General features: G+C 57.3%; 17 protein-coding genes. 12 read left to right on the forward strand and 5 right to left on the reverse strand.

Features of this window, described 5'->3' with window-relative positions:
• Positions 1-101 precede the first annotated feature (101 nt).
• The 5 genes from FHX09_RS21960 to FHX09_RS21980 all read left to right on the forward strand — a co-directional run bounded on the left by FHX09_RS21960 (position 102) and on the right by FHX09_RS21980 (position 4,809).
• Positions 102-1,118, forward strand: coding sequence for an ABC transporter substrate-binding protein (locus FHX09_RS21960; protein ID WP_007800679.1), 1,017 nt, complete (start codon positions 102-104; stop codon positions 1,116-1,118).
• A gap of 24 nt (positions 1,119-1,142) precedes the next feature.
• A complete protein-coding gene (locus FHX09_RS21965) occupies positions 1,143-2,009 on the forward strand; it encodes an ABC transporter permease (protein ID WP_132590570.1) in 867 nt (288 codons plus the stop codon).
• Positions 2,006-2,788: an ABC transporter ATP-binding protein gene (locus tag FHX09_RS21970; protein WP_184450630.1), complete on the forward strand. Its 783-nt coding sequence runs from the start codon at positions 2,006-2,008 to the stop codon at positions 2,786-2,788. Before FHX09_RS21965 ends, FHX09_RS21970 begins: the two co-directional genes overlap by 4 nt.
• Before the next feature lie 60 nt (positions 2,789-2,848).
• Entirely contained in the window at positions 2,849-4,030 is a 1,182-nt protein-coding gene (locus FHX09_RS21975) for an amino acid aminotransferase (RefSeq protein WP_132590568.1), read from the forward strand.
• Positions 4,031-4,260: 230 nt separating this feature from the next.
• Positions 4,261-4,809: a sugar O-acetyltransferase gene (locus FHX09_RS21980; RefSeq protein ID WP_184450631.1), complete on the forward strand. Its 549-nt coding sequence runs from the start codon at positions 4,261-4,263 to the stop codon at positions 4,807-4,809.
• 507 nt (positions 4,810-5,316) lie between these two features.
• Here the strand turns inward: FHX09_RS21980 and FHX09_RS21985 are convergent.
• Together FHX09_RS21985 and FHX09_RS21990 are read right to left on the reverse strand one after the other, a co-directional pair.
• Positions 5,317-5,610, reverse strand: coding sequence for a type II toxin-antitoxin system RelE/ParE family toxin (locus FHX09_RS21985; RefSeq protein ID WP_132590564.1), 294 nt, complete (start codon positions 5,608-5,610; stop codon positions 5,317-5,319).
• Entirely contained in the window at positions 5,598-5,870 is a 273-nt protein-coding gene (locus FHX09_RS21990; protein WP_132590562.1) for a CopG family ribbon-helix-helix protein, read from the reverse strand. Before FHX09_RS21990 ends, FHX09_RS21985 begins: the two co-directional genes overlap by 13 nt.
• Positions 5,871-6,090: 220 nt before the next feature.
• Here FHX09_RS21990 and FHX09_RS30030 point away from each other — a divergent pair, with 220 nt between their 5' ends.
• Positions 6,091-6,318, forward strand: a complete 228-nt coding sequence (locus FHX09_RS30030) for a DUF736 family protein (RefSeq protein WP_348649189.1) — start codon at positions 6,091-6,093, stop codon at positions 6,316-6,318.
• A gap of 42 nt (positions 6,319-6,360) precedes the next feature.
• Here the strand turns inward: FHX09_RS30030 and FHX09_RS22000 are convergent, their stop codons facing one another.
• The 3 genes from FHX09_RS22000 to FHX09_RS22010 form a co-directional block, all read right to left on the reverse strand.
• Positions 6,361-6,642: a hypothetical protein gene (locus tag FHX09_RS22000; RefSeq protein WP_184450632.1), complete on the reverse strand. Its 282-nt coding sequence runs from the start codon at positions 6,640-6,642 to the stop codon at positions 6,361-6,363.
• 876 nt (positions 6,643-7,518) lie between these two features.
• Positions 7,519-7,665, reverse strand: a complete 147-nt coding sequence (locus FHX09_RS22005) for a hypothetical protein (RefSeq protein WP_165933111.1) — start codon at positions 7,663-7,665, stop codon at positions 7,519-7,521.
• A 72-nt stretch (positions 7,666-7,737) separates the two neighbouring features.
• A complete protein-coding gene (locus FHX09_RS22010) occupies positions 7,738-8,757 on the reverse strand; it encodes a LacI family DNA-binding transcriptional regulator (RefSeq protein WP_132590556.1) in 1,020 nt (339 codons plus the stop codon).
• A 170-nt stretch (positions 8,758-8,927) separates the two neighbouring features.
• Between FHX09_RS22010 and FHX09_RS22015 the strand changes: the two genes are divergently transcribed.
• From FHX09_RS22015 to FHX09_RS22040, 6 genes are all read left to right on the forward strand, one after another.
• A complete protein-coding gene (locus tag FHX09_RS22015; protein ID WP_132590554.1) occupies positions 8,928-10,187 on the forward strand; it encodes a sugar ABC transporter substrate-binding protein in 1,260 nt (419 codons plus the stop codon).
• 57 nt (positions 10,188-10,244) lie between these two features.
• Positions 10,245-11,126, forward strand: a complete 882-nt coding sequence (locus FHX09_RS22020) for a sugar ABC transporter permease (protein WP_132590552.1) — start codon at positions 10,245-10,247, stop codon at positions 11,124-11,126.
• A complete protein-coding gene (locus FHX09_RS22025; RefSeq protein ID WP_184450633.1) occupies positions 11,119-11,955 on the forward strand; it encodes a carbohydrate ABC transporter permease in 837 nt (278 codons plus the stop codon). The genes FHX09_RS22020 and FHX09_RS22025 overlap by 8 nt, the downstream gene beginning before the upstream one ends.
• A gap of 13 nt (positions 11,956-11,968) precedes the next feature.
• Positions 11,969-13,111 (forward strand): sn-glycerol-3-phosphate ABC transporter ATP-binding protein UgpC, encoded by a 1,143-nt coding sequence (ugpC, locus tag FHX09_RS22030; RefSeq protein WP_184450634.1) that lies wholly within the window; start codon positions 11,969-11,971, stop codon positions 13,109-13,111.
• Positions 13,112-13,162: 51 nt separating this feature from the next.
• Complete coding sequence (locus tag FHX09_RS22035) at positions 13,163-14,518, forward strand: NosD domain-containing protein (protein WP_184450635.1); 1,356 nt, start codon at positions 13,163-13,165, stop codon at positions 14,516-14,518.
• Positions 14,519-15,171: 653 nt separating this feature from the next.
• Positions 15,172-16,854: a glycoside hydrolase family 32 protein gene (locus tag FHX09_RS22040; RefSeq protein WP_184450636.1), complete on the forward strand. Its 1,683-nt coding sequence runs from the start codon at positions 15,172-15,174 to the stop codon at positions 16,852-16,854.
• Positions 16,855-16,882 lie beyond the last annotated feature (28 nt).

Raw genomic sequence — 16,882 nt, forward strand, 5'->3', positions numbered from 1 at the left:
TGCATACGATATTCGCCCGTCATGACTTTGATGGGTGGGCATCAGACTTCAGAAGATGAAAGCTGTATGATCCGTTAAAATCATCAAAAGAGGGGTTCCCAATGAACTACAAATCCATCAGCAAGCAGTTTGCCCGCGCAGCGATCGCGCTCGGGATCGTCGGCGTTCTTGCCAGTGCGCAGGCAAACGCCCAGGATCAAATCCCATCCAAGCCGGAGCCGGGCACCTTCAAGATCGGCATCGAGCCATGGCTCGGTTACGGTCAGTGGCACGTCGCCGCCAGCAAAGACCTGTTCAAGAAAGCCGGCCTTGAGGATGTCGAGCTTGTCAACTTCAGCGAAGACAAGGACATCAACGCGGCACTTGCCAGCGGTCAGCTCGACGCTGCCAATATCGCCACGCACACGGCCATGGGCATGGTCGCCGCCGGCCTGCCTGTGAAGATCGTCTCGCTTCTCGATTTCAGCCTGAAGGCGGACGCAATCCTTGCCGGAAGCGACATCAAGAGCGTCGCTGACCTCAAGGGTAAGAACATCGCCTTCGAGGAAGGCACGACAAGCGACATCCTGCTGAACTACGCGCTTGCCAGCAACGGCATGACGATCGACGATATCGTGCGCGTGCCAATGCCTGCAGCTGATGCCGGAACGGCATTGATTGCTGGCCGTGTTCCCGTCGCTGTCACCTACGAGCCTTACATTTCAACGGCGCTGGCCCAGGACAAGAATATCAAGCTGCTTTTTGAAGCCGGCAAGGATCCGGGCCTTGTCTCCGACGTCCTCGTCGTTCGCGAGGAGGTACTGAAGCAGAAGCCTGGGCAGGTTCTGGCCATGATCAAGGCCTGGGATGCGGCTCTGGCCGACTACAAGGCCAATACCGAGGAGGACCGCACCATCATCTCGAAGGCCGTGGGCGCCTCCCCGGATGATCTGAAAACGGCTTTCGACGGCGTCCAGTACTATACCTCTGCTGAAGCAGCCAAGGCCTTTGCCGGTGACTTCAAGACCAAGACCTTCGCCGACGTTCTGAGGGCGGCCAAAACAGCCGGCCTCGTGACCCAGGACGTTTCCGCCGACGCCATGATCGACACATCGTTTGTCGATGCAGCGAACAAGTGACCTCTGGCCACCAACGGGACCGTAATGTCTAGCTCAGAATTGTCGTCGACAACGAAGGAAAGGCCCCGCGCGCAATCGCGCGCGGGCGTCGGTAGACCACCCAGTGCCTTTCGGATCGGGGATCCGATCAGCGGCCGGTCGTTTTTTCTGATTGCGGTTGCCGTTTTTGCGCTGCTCTTTGCCGTGTGGTGGGTTGCTACCGTCACCGGATGGGTAAAGCCCATCTTCTTGCCCTCGCCCGGAGCGGTGTGGGCCAAGATGGTGGAACTGGCGATGGATGGCACGCTGTGGGCCGATGCCGGGATCAGCATCTATCGAATGCTCGTCGGTTTTCTGATTGCATCGGCCCTGGCGATCCCGATCGGGATCATGATCGGCTGTTTCAAGACCTGGGAAGCGGCCATCGAGCCCTTCGTGGACTTCGTCCGCTATATGCCAGTCGTCGCCTTTGTCCCGCTGACCATTTTGTGGGCCGGAACAAGCGATATCCAGAAGTTTGTCATCATCTTTATCGGAACCTTCTTCCAGCAGGTGCTGATGGTCATGGACAGCGTCAAGCGTGTGCCAACCGACTTCGTCGGACTGGGCCGTACACTCGGCATGTCGGAGACCAAGATCCTGCGCCGCATCGTCCTGCCGTCCGCCCTCCCCGGCATCTGGGACACGCTGCGCATCAGTCTTGGCTGGGCCTGGACCTGGCTTGTGCTGGCAGAGCTTGTCGCGGCGACATCCGGCCTCGGCTATCGCATCGTCGTCTCTCAGCGATATTTCCAGACGCAGACGATCATTGGTTACATCTTGCTCCTTGGCTTGCTCGGTCTGATCACAGACCAGAGCATGAAGGCCCTCGAGCGTGTCTTCTTCCGTTACGCTTCGAGGCATTTGAGATGAGCGAATCCAAACTTAAGATTGAGGGTCTCGACAAGTGGTATGGTGGCAGGAAGAACCGCGTTCATGCGCTCAGCAGTATCGACCTGGAACTTGCCGACAACGAGTTCGTCTCCCTGGTCGGCGCATCCGGCTGCGGCAAGAGTACGCTGCTGTCTATCGTGGCTGGACTTCAGGGCTTCGACAATGGCGTTCTTCTGACGGACGGTGCGCCGATCGTCGGCCCAGGGCTCGATCGCGGCGTTGTCTTCCAATCCTACACACTGCTGCCGTGGCTGACTGCACAACAGAATGTGGAATTTGCCCTGCAGGCGGCCGGGCGGCCGGCAGCCGAGTGCAGAGATGTCGCCCGTCAGCACATTGAACTGGTGAAGCTCACCAAGTTCGCCGATGCATTTCCGTCGCAACTGTCGGGCGGGATGAAGCAGCGCGTCGCCATTGCACGGGCCCTTTCCTATCGCCCGAAAATGCTATTGATGGATGAGCCGTTCGGCGCACTTGACGCGTTGACCCGACACCAGATGCAGGAACTCCTGACGCATATCTGGGAGGAGCATCGGCTGACCGTTCTCTTCGTCACCCACGACGTGGAAGAGGCCGTCTATCTGTCCGACCGGATCGTCGCGATGAGTATCAATCCGGGACGCATCAACGCGACCTTCCACGTCGGGCTCGCCCGTCCACGGAGCCAGGACATGATTTCGACGTCGGAATTCGTTGCTCTTCAAAAGCAGGTGCTTGCGGCAATCCGCGCCGGATCGCAAAGCGAATTGGAGCATTGATTCCGCCAATGCGGGGCGGCTGAAGCAGCTCGCATTTGACCTCAATTCAAAGGAAAAGCCATGTTCGAAACCCTCACTGCCGCGCCGCCAGACAAGATCCTCAGCCTCTCGGTTCTGTACAAAAATGACGCACGGCCGACGAAAATGGATCTCGGCGTCGGCGTCTACAAGGATTCGCAGGGTGCGACCGTCATCATGAGGGCCGTGCGTGACGCCGAGAAGCGCCTTTATGAAAGCCAGACGACCAAGACCTATATCGGCATGGCAGGCGATGAAGGTTTCAACAAGGCCATGCTGAAGCTGGTCTTTGGCGAGAAGGCCGATCTCTCGCGTATGTTCGCCTGCCAGACAGCGGGCGGCTCGGGCGCGCTCCGCACGATCGCCGACCTGCTTGCAAAGGCCCGGCCTGACGCCACCGTCTGGCTCTCCGATCCGACCTGGGTGAATCATGTACCGATCCTGAAGGCTGCAGGCTTCAAAACCGCGACCTATCCCTATTTCGATCCAGTCAGCGGCACGGTGAAGGCCGATGCCATGCTCGAGGGATTGAAGCAGGCGAAGGCCAACGACATCATCCTACTGCATGGCTGCTGCCACAACCCGACCGGCGCCAACTTGACGATCGAGCAGTGGGGTCGGGTCGTGGATCTTCTCGTCGAACGTGATCTTTTCCCCTTCGTCGATCTTGCCTATCAAGGCTTCGGCGACGGTTTGGAGGAAGACGCTGCCGCCGTTCGCTTACTCGCAAGCAGGGTGCCGGAAATGGCTGTCGCCACCTCTTGCTCGAAGAATTTTTCGGTCTACCGCGACCGCGTCGGCGCCGTTATCCTGATGGGCAAGAACGCAGAAAGCGTAAAGATCGCAGGCAGTCAGGCGCTCGCTACTACTCGCGTGCTGTATTCCATGCCGCCGGACCATGCCGCCGCCGCCGTCCGCCTTATCCTCGAGGACGATACACTGCGCGCCGACTGGAAGTCCGAACTCGAAGCTATGCGGCTTCGTATGCTCAACCTGCGCAAGGGCTTTGCCGAGGCGCTCCGTCGCCAGTCCAACTCCTCGCGCTTCGACTTTATTGCCGACCACCGGGGTATGTTCTCGCGGCTCGGCCTGACCGAAGCGCAGGTCGACCGCCTGCGAGATGAGTTCGGCATCTATATGGTTGGTGATTCCCGCTTCAATGTCGCAGGCCTCAGGGAAGACCGGCTCGACGACCTCGCCAAGGCCGTTGTCTCGGTGCTCTAAGCCCAAGAACCTTTGTCAGCTCAGTGGGCGAAGCAGCGTCCACTGTCGCGCGATGTGATGACCGCTATTTCAATCGAGGTTCGGTTATCCTTGTGGCGGAAGCACAAGGTGGCATGAACCCTGACGCAAATATCTGCCCAAGCCGAGCGGCGCGATTGCAACTCTTGCGGCGACGCTACACCTTCGTCCATCATCGTGCCAGCGGTATGTGAACAACTGAGGAGGGTCTCGTGAGTGACAGTGAACGACAAAAGATGGCCGCTGGAGAATGGTATTGCTGCTTCGACCCGGAGCTCGACGCTCTGCGCGTGCTTGCGCGCAAGGCAGTGCATCAGCACAACACACTGGATCCCGAAAACCGGGGCAACATTGCGCCAGCGCTAAGGGCGCTTTTTGCTGAGGCACCGGACGATGCTTTCATTGAGGCGCCGTTCCATTGCGCGTACGGCATGAACATTGCACTCGGCCACGGTGTCTATCTCAATGCCGGCTGCACCATCCTGGACACGGCGAGCGTGCGGATCGGCGAAGGGTCCATGCTGGGGCCTGGCGTCCACATCTACTGTGCCGACCATCATAGGGATCCGGCTCTTAGGCGCAGCGGGCTGCAGATTGACCGGCCCGTGGCGATCGGTACTAACGTCTGGATCGGCGGGAGCGCTATCATCCTTGGCGGTGTGATGATCGGCGACGGCGCCATCGTCGGCGCCGGTTCAGTCGTCACCCGCGACATCGCGGAAGGCGCAACGGTGGTTGGAAACCCCGCGCGGGAGGTCTGACGGACAAAGCCGCCACTTCGATGGTGGGCTCGAAGGTCGCGTCAGATTGATCCGACCAATCAGCTACCCTCCGGCGAAGGGATGCAAGTCTTAGCCGCCTCCCCCTTCACCGGAGAACTGGTCCGGGTTCGGCCAGCTTCCAGTTCCGTGACCGGCCAACCACCCAGCGCCCACCCGCTGCTTCGGATATCCGCGAGCCGCTGCTGATGCGGCCGAGCTGCTCGGTCAGTTTTCACAATGACCGGCTTCAAGAGAATCGAACGAAGATCCTAAAGACCTTCAGCATTGCCGCTCATACGCCCTTCTCACTCCATCCGCTCGTTTCGAAGTGAGCGACACGATTCCCACATGTTGGAAAGAGCGATTTCACCGCCCGGTTTTTAGGGTGAGAAGAAGCGCACCGTCACGGTTCCGAACGTGCTGTCGTCAAAACCCTGCAAACATTTGAAACGTTTGTTGAGCAAGCTCTTTGAGTTCGGGCAAACGATCGAATGCAAGCGTCCGCCGTTAATATCCCGCTTCACGCACATGGCGGAACGCCAATACGAAAACCTCGTTCTTCACCGGAATATACCGATAAAGCGCAGCGTAACCAGCAGCACCAAACTCAATGATCAATTCACGCAACTCGGGATCGTCACCGAAGGGGCGCCCCATTTCGGGCGACGTTTCCAACAAAAGGAAATGATGGGCAATCGCTTCGGCGGCTTTGCGGGCCGCGTTAGGATTTTTAGCTGTTAGGAAGGTGCGGCAGCGGTCAAGGCCGACAACCGCGCCTTCCGTTAGGACTACTCGTGGCACTTCGGCGCTTCGGTCTCAGTATCAGTGCCCCAGGTCGAAAGCCAGGAGCGGGCTTCTGCTCCCGTGAGATGCCGTCCGTTTTCCTGATAAGCCTCCCATGATGCCAAAGCTTCCTGCTTGAAGCTCTCCCGCGCCTCCTCGCGCTCTACATATTGCTTGAGGGCTTCGCGCATGATCCAATGTGCGGAACGCTGTCTGGTTTCGGCCAAATGTTGGATACGGCCCTTGAGGCCGTCATCGATCTTGATCGAGGTCGCCATGTCTGCAGCCTTTATTCGAAGGTGATACCTTGTGATAATATAAGAAACCCATCTCGTCCTGTCCATGCGCAAAGCGTTGCGCGGCGAGCTTCCGCTTCATCTCGGCCCAGCCGAGATGAAGCGAGGCGACATTGGAAACTATCGGTATCGTCACCAAACTCGCAAACGGCGCATATGAAGGCCGCCTGGTCACTCTCTCCATCAAGGCCCCATCCGGATTGTGCCCATCACCGCCTCAAAGCCCAACGCACCCACCTTCCGCATCATGAGCGAAGGCGCCGAAGTCGGGGCCGGCTGGATCAGGCAGAACAGGGAAACCGGCGACGACTACGTCTCGCTCACCGACACGCCCGAGCTGACCCGCAAGATCTACGCCAACCTCGGGAGTGCCGCCGACCAGGACGACCAAGACGGCTTTGCTATCATCTGGAACCGGCCGGTTCACTGAAGCGGCTCTGCGGATCCGCCAAGGCGGATCCGCATCCCGCCCTCACCGCGCCGGAATGACGTGGCGCGGGGCGCGTGCGACAGTCCCAGGCACTCGGACATATTGCGCGGCGCCAAGATCGTGGTCGTAGTCGCCGAGATGGAACTGCAGGCCGCTCAAGATGCGCTCGCACGCCTCGATGATCTTCTTGCGGTCCTTGATCGGATTGCTGTGGAAGAGTTCGTTGCGGGTTTCCTTGATGACCCGCATCGTGTCGTTGAAAAGGGTCTTCGTGAATGTGAAACCAAGTTCGGCGTCCGGGGCGAACATACCGCGGATCAGCACCCAGTCCGCCTGCAATGATCGTCCATAGCTCTCCCATTGTCAGGCAGTAGTAAAACTCGTCGGTCTTGGTGTTGCCGATAACGCTTCCGATATGCTGGGGGTTGATCATGTTGTCGAACACCCGCCAGACCGCCTTGACGAAACCCGGATTGACCGCAGTGCCGAGGATGTGAGGAAAAGCCGTGTATGCCTGCCCGTTGTCCCGGGCATTGCGGATCAGGACCCACCGGTCCATCCGGCCGAAGCGTTCCTCAAGGTAGTCGGCCAGTACCGACCTTAAGGCATTCTCGACCGCGAAGACGAGGGGATAGATCGAGGAGAACTCCTTGACCCTGCGGGTGTCGATCCTGTGGATCACCAGCCTCTGCTCGTGTATGGGTATCTGCTGGAGGGCCTGGACCTGGACCCCTTCGCGGATACCGTCGCGCAAGAGGGTCTGGTTGAGAGTGCGCATGTCCGCCTTGAAGTGATCCACCTGCTGAGGGGTGGGAACGAAGGTCAGGTATTCACCCAGGAGCTGTGATGTCGGTAGATGCCGCTTGGGGATGCTGGACACCCGGTCCCCCCTTGCAATGCGAGTCACTTCGCCCAACAGCGTAGCCACTCGCTGAGTGGTGGCACAATGGTGTTGCGAGCCCATGGCGTTACCATGGCACTTGGAGAGTCTAAACGGAATTTGACTGGGCGTGGTCTTCACCGACTGCGCCTTTGGTCATTTTTAGGGTACCGCATGTTTGGGGGCCCTCCCTTCCTTCCCCTGGCCGTGTCCTTCCTATGATCCTATAGGACCTGGCTGCCCCGCGCTGCGGCCGGTCGCGCTCTGGGCTCCGCCCCAAGCTTGAAGTCTTCGCCTATGCGGGTCACGAACGCTGGCAGTCATTCCTCTGTGAGCACTACCGGCTCGCCGAGCGTGTCCTGCAGTTTGTCGAGATGCCGGTTCAGCCGGCGAACAACTGCGTCGTCGGCGACGTCCAAGGCAGCCCCGAAGTCCTCCACCTCGTTGGTGGGCAGCGAGGTCGTCACCACCAAATCCCCACGCGTTGAAACTCGCTGGGTTGATCGCTGACCTAAGCGCTCCTGCTTCGTGAGGTCAGACTACAAGGATTGCACCGAGCTTCGTTCGACCAGTTTGCACGGCAAAACGCGAGTACTCGGACTTACGTTGTTTCCTGCGACAACGCTATTCAGCAATTCCGCGCCTTCCAGACCCAAATCGTAATAAGGCAAGGCCGCGGTGGTCAGTTCCGGCTTCAGTGCGAGGGAAACCGTGCGAAAATCGTCAAAACCGACGATACTGACATCCTCAGGGATGCGGAGACCCAACGCCATCGCCGCGATGTAGACTTGGATCGTCATTTCGTCATTGCCGCTCATGATCGCGGTCGGTCGTTCCTTTTGTTGCAGCATCTCCGTCGCAACGGCAAAAACGTAGTTCTTCTCCGCTCCAACCGGCCCTTCCATGCCCAGACGGATACTCAGGTCGCTCTCAGCAATGCCAAAATCCGCGGTGGTTTTACGGAACGCCTCAAGGCGAAGTTGCGCACCCAGCAAGATCGGATTGAGCCGGATGTAGCCGATCTTTCGATGACCTTTGTCAAACAGATAGCGGGTCAGGTCTTGGGCGCCCTGGTAGTCATCTGGTTCAATGGAAGGCAACAGTTCGTTCGTCTCAGGTCTGCAATTGATCATCACCGTCGGAATCTGGACGTCGCCTGCCACAGGATCCACCGTGCGACGGTACATCGTTACATAAAGAACCCCGTCAATTCGATGGGACTGGAACATTTTCCAGATTTCAGCCTCTCGCTCGGACGAGCCGCCGGTATTTGCCATGAGGATGGTTTTCCCATGCGCATTTGCCCAATCCTGTATCCCTCGAACAATGTCGACCGAATAGGGCGTGGTAGACACATAATCCGTGATGATGCCGAAGGTGTTGGAACGGCTCGAACGTATGAGGCGCGCCGCCATGTTTGGAATATAGCCGAGGTCGCGGATCGCCTTTTCCACTCTCTCCCGGGTTTCCTCGGTCACATAGGGCTCACCATTGATAACCCGCGAAACGGTTTTGTTGGAAACTCCGGCCGCTTTCGCGACGCTGATAATACTGACCATGACCCGTCAACTCCTTGCTCCGCGATGTTGTAAATAAATTATATGACAACGTCGACATTTATTTCTGACAACGTCGACAACGCGCGTTGACAACGTCGTCATAACGCGATTATGGTCGGATCCAAGCAAGGACGCCTAAGCAAACGTCCTGGCATCTAAGGGAGGAATCAATGAAGAAATTTGCTGGTGTCAGCGCGCTTGCGCTCATTCTCATGGTGGCTCCTGCCAGAGCCGAGATCATCAATATCTTGGTGGAAGGCGGCGGCGAAATGCTGCAGAAGGCTGCGGCTGAGAAATTCACCGCCGAAACCGGCATCGAGGTGAACTTCACCGTCGTTCCCTACCAGGGCGTCTTTGATAAGTTCTCAGCCGAAATCGCCTCCGGCTCTTCGGCTTTCGATGTCGTTACTATCGATGTCGTTTGGAATGCAAAATTCGCGAGCCACGTCGAAGACATCTCATCCCTTTATACCGATGCAATTCGGGCGGACCTGCCGCCAGCCTTGCTGGCAGACGCGAAGGTCGGTGACAAAGTGATTGGCATGCCAGCCTGGGCGAATGCCGAGATCGTCTTCTATCGCAAGGATCTCTTCGATAAGTCAGAGGAGAAGGAAGCATTTCAGGCGAAGTATGGCTACCCGCTGGCTCCTCCCAAGACATGGCAGCAGTGGCGAGACGTCGCGAAATTCTTCACGCGCGACACCGATGGTGATGGCAAGATTGACTTCTGGGGCACCGACACCATCGGCACCTTCTCTGAGGAATGGATGGCCCATGTGCTGCAAGCGGGTTCGGCCGGTGTAATACTCGATAAGGACGGGCAGGTCATCATTGACAATGAGGCGCACCAGAAAGCGCTCGAATTCTATATCGCACCGCACTGCGTCGATCATTCCGTTCCAGAAAACGTCAACGAAATCGGTTGGGGTGAGGCACAGAACCTGTTCTACCAGGGCAAAACGGCCATGATGAAGTTCTGGGCGCACGCGTATAAGATGACGCCTGCAGATTCAAAGGTCAGCGGCAAGGTCGGCGTCGCACCGATGCTGAGCGACGACGCCGGAATCGCTGCTATTCCTGGCCCATGGTACAACGTTGTCCCATCGACTTCTCAGCACAAGGAAGCGGCGAAGAAATTCATCGCTTTCGCGATCGCTAACAATGCGTTGGGCATTGAGGCCCCGCTCGGCCTTGCCGCAACGAATTCCGCCTATCGCAGCTATTCCGGGAAGTCAGGTTATGAACACTTCGCCCCACTTCTCGAGACGCTGAGCGCGCCCGCGACACAAGGCCGGCCGATCAACGAGAAATATCAGGAAATCGTCGACGAGGCTGTCTTGCCTGCTGTGCAGCAGGCACTGACTTGCAAAACGGATGTCGGCGACGTGCTGAAGGAAGCCAAAGAGACGATTGAGGACATCCTCAACTAATCCGACATTTTCTTCAACATTGCGGGAAGCCCGCAAGATCATTTCTTGGAGACGGACATGTCGGGTGAAGACCGATTTGTGCTCTACATGCTTGCGCCCGCGGTGGCGATCCTCGGATTGCTGGTCGCTTACCCGGTGGGACTCCTGGTATTCGATTCCTTTTTCAAGGTCGATACGATCACACCCCACATACGCGAGTGGGTCGGACTACAGAACTATGTCGACGCGTTGACATCGAAACGTGTCGCGGAGAGCGCTCTGCGGACCGTCCAATATTCGGTCTTCGCGTTGTTCTTTGAATTCATCTTCGGTTTTGGTGCGGCACTGCTGTTTTCGGCGATGGCAGGGGGCTCGCGGTGGCACCGTACGATCTTCGCTCTGCCGTTGATGGTTCCGCCCATCGTCGCGGGCCTACTGTGGCGGTTCCTGCTCGTCGGCAATATCGGCATCCTGAACTACGGGCTCGTCCGGCTAGGGCTCATCAGCGATCCCGACGCGATTGCATGGCTGTCCAGTGAAGATATCGTCATTTATTCTGTTTCCTTTGCCGACATCTGGCTTACCACTTCGTTCGTCGCCCTTGTGTCCTATGCCGGGTTGACGAATATCCCAAAGGATCTGCTGGAAGCCGCAAGGATCGACGGGGCAAACGCGCTCAAGCGGTTCTGGCACGTCACTCTGCCTATGATGCGGCCGGTGATCGCCGTCGTGGTGATCGTGCGTGGCGTGGACGCCGCCAAAACCTTCGACCTGATCTGGATTCAGACACAGGGTGGACCGAGCCACGCCTCGGAAGTGTTCTCGATGAACATCTATCAACGCATGGTTCGTTTCGGCGATCTCGGCGAGGCATCGGCATCCGGCACCCTGTTCCTCATCGTCATGATGCTTTTGGCCGCCCTCGCCTATTGGAAAATCTGGAGGCCGGTCCATGCGTAAAGGTCATCGCCTCGATATCAGTGGTGTGCTGGTCAAAGCCGCAGCCCTCGTGCTCGTGCTGTCATACGCGCTGCCCTACATCTATCTGCTCATGACTTCCATCAAGCCGGCGGCCGATGTGCAGCAGATCCCGCCGAGCTTCTTTCCAGCCGCTCTGTCGTTCGAAAATTTTCGAGAAGTCCTGCAATCCTCCACTTTGCCGAGGGCCTTCGTCAACTCCCTCACCGTCGCGGTGCTGACGACTGCCCTCTCGCTTTCGGTGGCCGTGCCGGCCGCATATGTCGCGACGCAATACCGGCGCCGCATTACGACACTTTTCCTTCTCTTCGCACTGATCACGCGCATGGTGCCTTCGGTGTCGCTGGGTGTGCCGCTGTTTCAGCTTCTAAAATCCATGGGTCTGCTCGACACGATCCCTGGTCTGGTCCTCGCTCACACATCGGCCGCGGTACCACTGGCGCTGCTGCTCATGTCCGCCTTCTTCGAGGGAGTGCCGAAGGAGCTCGAAGAAGCGGCGCGGATGGATGGTTGCACACGATTCCAGGCCTTTGGAAAGATTGTCCTTCCGGTCATGACAGGGGGGATAGCGGTCACCGCGCTCTTTACGTTCATCACAAGCTGGAACGAGTTCCTCTATGCGCTGCTGCTGACGTCGGAGGCGACCAAAACGGCACCGATCGTCATCGCCGAATACAATTCAGTCTACGGGCTTGCGTGGGGCGCGATGACCGCGGCGGCGGTGCTCTATTCGCTGCCCGTCATCATCGTAACGCTTGCACTTCAAAAGAAGATCGTCGGCGGCCTGACTTTCGGCGCTGTAAAGGGATGAGGGAGGCAAAGGCATGGCCGGCATACAACTGCGCAATATCAACAAGGTCTACGGAAACAGCTTTCACGCTCTGCACGATATGAGCTTCGACATCATGGATGGTGAGTTCATGGTGTTCGTTGGCCCGTCGGGATGTGGGAAATCAACCGCGCTCAGAATGATCGCTGGCCTGGAGAGTATTACAAGCGGTGAACTCAGAATCGGTGACAAGTTGGTCAATGATGTCGATCCCAAGGATCGCGACATCGCCATGGTCTTCCAGTCCTATGCACTCTACCCGCACAAGACAGTACGCGAAAACATTGCCTTTCCCTTGCTAATGGCAGGCCTGCCGAAGACGGAGATTGCCAGCCGCGTAGACGAAGCCGCACGCATCCTCGAACTGACGACTTTGCTCGACCGCAGGCCGGCACTTCTTTCAGGGGGCCAGCGCCAGCGCGTCGCCATGGGACGAGCGATCGTCCGCAAGCCAGCGGCCTTCCTGATGGATGAACCACTGTCGAACCTCGATGCCAAGCTGCGCGTGCAGATGCGCGCCGAGATCGCCAGCCTGCAAAGGAAACTGAATGTCACTACGATCTACGTGACCCACGACCAAGTGGAGGCGATGACGATGGGTGACCGCGTAGCTGTCATGAAGGCGGGCATCCTTCAACAGGTCGACACGCCGCAAAACCTGTACGATCGCCCTGACAATGTATTTGTCGCCGCCTTTATCGGATCGCCCTCGATGAATTTATACGAGGGCCTTCTGAATGGGAGGACGCTGACGCTTGGCAGCAACAGTTTCGAAATCCCTGACCGGGTTTTCGAACACCGCCCGTCGCTCAACGGGGCGTTTCACCGTCAAGTCATTGTCGGTATCCGGCCCGAGCACATGAATGACGCTGCAATCCGGCCTTCTTCGGCCGAGATTTTGGCTCCAGTCAGTCTTGTTGAAGCGCTTGGTTCCGAGTCCATGGTGCATCTGAATATCGACGCGCGGTGGGTGGACGCTGGCGACCCCGACGCCGTCGTAGACATCGGCAACGAAAGCGCCGCTGTAGCCCGCTTCTCACCAAAGAGCACTGTGCGCTCCGGTGACATTGCCCGCATCGCCGTTGATGCCGAAGAACTTCACTTCTTTGAGCCGGACACCCGCGCCAGCATCTGGTGATGGGTTGTCAGGCGATAACGGGAAGGCTCTCGCTTTCCGAGGAGATATACAGTGGTTGGTGAAAACTATTACGACGTGACGAGCTATCCCGTAGGGAACCCCCATGAGGATATTGGCGTCGTCATAAATGGCATCATTGCGGATATAAAAAACAGGCAGCGGTTTCCCGATCTAAAGGACGGCGGAAAACCCGGCGCGGTTATCTATATCCCCCCAGGCGATTATCGTCTTGTCACTCAAGTCGTCATAGATGTCAGCTACCTGAAAATTGTCGGCTCTGGACATGGGTTCACGTCTTCAAGCATCCGTTTCAACACACCGGCAAACGAGCTGGCGCACTGGCACGAAATATGGCCGGGCGGAAGCCGCATACTTGTGGACATTTGTCCAGACGAAGCCGAGGGCGAGGCTGCTGGGGCCGCGTTCTACGTCAAGCGGAGCGGAAATCCTCGTATAAGCTCCGTGGAGTTTGCCGACTTTTGCATCGACGGCCTGCATTTCATTGATGATGGTTCGGGGCAAACCGAGGCAGAAAACTCATACAAGAATGGCAAGACGGGCATCTATGTAGGTAGCGCCAATGACTCATTCCGGATAACGGGGATGGGCCTAATCTATCTGGAGCATGGAGTTACCGTTCACGATGCAGACGCGCTCGCGATAGACAACAATTTCATCGCAGAGTGCGGCAACTGTATCGAATTGAAAGGTATGGGGCAGGCCTCAAGAATAGCAAATAATTTTGTCGGAGCCGGATATAAGGGCCACTCCATTTATGCCGAAAATTATGCGGGCATTCTAATATCCTCAAACAACGTATTCCCTCGAGGAGCCAGCAGTGTCTATTTTTCCGGCGTGGTGCGTTCCTTGGTCACAGGAAACAGATTCCATTCCTTCTATCCCGGAATGTTGGTTTTTGCTGCAAGCTGCTGCGAGAATTTGGTCTCCTCAAATCACTTTCTGCGAGACCGCGAGCCATGGGCGCCGATGCAGAAGTACGATAACGGCCTGGATGATCTGTTCGGACTCCTGCGAATTGACGGCAGCAATAATTCAATCATCGCCAACCACATTTCGGAAACGATAGATACTCAATACATCAAGCCTCCGACTGCAAAGCCTGTGGTAATTAGGGTGGCTTCCGGTACCGCCAATTACATAGCCAACAACCATATCGTGGCTACAACCGAAGCATCGAAAATCAATGACGCACCAAACAGTGCCTGTTTCTCAACACAAGTAGGCGCATTGCTTTCAACCAGCAATCTCAAGCCGCTCGATGTAACAGCGGTGCTGGTTCAAGACGGATCAGAGCTGAATACGGTCCTGGATTCCGGCGGCGATGCACAGGTTCTCATGGACCGAACACTGAATGCCTTTAGGGCCACTCCGGTTCCTCGGCAATAAGCCGGACGCTCCGAACTCATCTCTGCAAACTCAGCCACTATCGGGGGATTTTGTTGATGCCAAACCAAAGGAAACGGGTGATAGCTCGTCGATCAACCTACCTTCGCGATACCGCTTGGGCTTGCGCCGTGGCCGACGGCTTTTGCGATCCAGATAGGGAACGAGAGCTCGGAATACATGGTGCAATTGTCAACCGCTGCGTAGGGTGTACGCCGGATATCCGAGCGCTACCGACGCACTCGCCGACTATCAGCCCGCAATTTTTCTCCAAGAGTTCCGCTCGCGGTGGAACATGCCCGCGTCTTCATAGACGCTGGATTAGCGATAACAGCTTTGTTTTGGAGGCCATTCCGGATCTTGAGTATATAGCAGTCCGCCTCGGCCCAGCGGCTACCCAGAACAAAGTAATTTATAGCGGCTCCAGCGCCCAGATCTCCGACCTCGGCAACTTGAACGCCATCGTGCCGAATCCCTGACCGAAGCCGAAGAAAAAACGGGGTCGCCTTCGGCCAAGTGTTCAACCAGGTAATTCCTGGCCGACGAGTCCGTATCCAACCTTATGTCTATATCCGCTTACTCGTCACGGCGAAGCGAACAACAAGTTCCAATAAAGCCAATGAGCTAGAAAAAGTTCGCGTAGAGGGAAAGATTGTATGCGAAGACAAAGAAAGATTCTTGAGTTAGGAGCGCGCATTGAGTTTTGGGCGAGATCGATCGACAACAATGCGGACGAATTCCCGTTCCGGATACTGCAGGGCGGGCAGGTCCTGTGGGCAGTGAAACGCTTCTCGGAATTTCCGGAGTATTATAGCTACCATCATCGTGAAACGTGCGAGGTGGAGTTCGAATGGGATGAATGCGTAACAGAATTCACCTGGGCCTATTGTTACGATCCACAGTCGGTCTCCAAGACAGGAATCACTATCTTGGAGTTCGAAGAGCAACTGGTCGAGCGCACCGGAGCCGAGATTGACGCTTGGTGTGCGGCCGACCCGCAACGGCCACGCCTGCACTTCTCCCCAGTGAAGAACTGGATGAATGATCCCAACGGGTTGTGCAAGATTGGCGACATCTGGCATCTGTTTTACCAGTTCCATCCAGGCGGCACGGATTGGGCACCCATGCATTGGGGCCACGCGACGAGCCGCGACCTATGTACGTGGCTTCACATGCCGGTTTTCCTGCTGCCGGAGCAGAACCTCGCCCGGCTTGGCGCGACGGGCGGCGCGTTTTCGGGGAGCGCGTTCCGGGATCGGGACGGGAAGGTGAAGTTCTACTATACGGAGCGGCTGCCAGCCTACGACCTCTTTGCCGGCTACCGCGAACTCCAGAAGATCGCCGAACCCGACCGCGACCTCATCAAGGCCGAGCGGATCACGACCGTGCTGGAGATCCGTCCGGAAGGCGTGAAGCATGATTTCCGAGATCCGAAAGTTTGGTGGGACGAAGCAGCAAACGTCTATCGCATGATCCTTGGCGCATCAATTCACGGCGATCCAGCCGTGCTGCTTTACGCCTCCGACGATGGACTAGAGTGGCAATATCTGGGGCCGCTCTACCGCGCACCCGCCAATTTCCGCGAGGAAGGCGCCCGTGCAGTGGAATGCCCCGACTTTTTCCGACTGGAGGACAAGTGGATTCTGGTCATGGGCTTTGTGGGCCATATCGAACCAACGACACGGCGCCACAATCTCCTCTACGCCCTGATCGGCGAGTTCACTGACGATCGCTTCGTGCCTGATACGCCCGAGCTGCAATTGCTGGATTTCGGGACTGATTATTATGCGATGCAGAGTTTTGAAGCAGAAGGGCGTCAGATCGCCTTTGCGTGGCTTTTCAACTGGGAGTACCGCAAGCCGGCTGGTTCAGCCTATTCCGGAGAAATGTCTCTGCCCCGTGTTCTACGTCTCAGCGAAGACAAGAAGAAAATATGCATGCTGCCGGCGATTGAGGTCGACGAGCACTATGCCGCCCTCCCTGTCGCCCAAGGCCAAGGCGGTGATTATTCGTTGCCAAGCGCGCCGATCGAGATCCGGCTTTCGGGACTACTTGAGGGCAGCAAGCTTGTCGCGACGCAGGATGGTGACCTTGCCTTCGAGGTGCGCGTCATGAACGGTATCTTTTCGATCCGGCTCGCGCAGGATGATGGCTCAATCCGGTATGTTGCGGACCTTGGCGGCGGGGCGAACCTTCGTCTGTTCCATGACCGCGGCATCGTCGAGATTTTCGCCGAGGATGGAGCGATTTGTGGCACCCGCCGCGGCTACGTGAATATCGAACCCGATCATCTGGAAATCTCATCCTCTGCTTTTGTGCAGGTGTTTGAAAGGCATTGAAATGATCCTCTGCCGCGGCGAAGCGCTG

Source organism: Rhizobium sp. BK538 (assembly GCF_014197575.1).
Classification (GTDB): Bacteria; Pseudomonadota; Alphaproteobacteria; order Rhizobiales; family Rhizobiaceae; genus Rhizobium.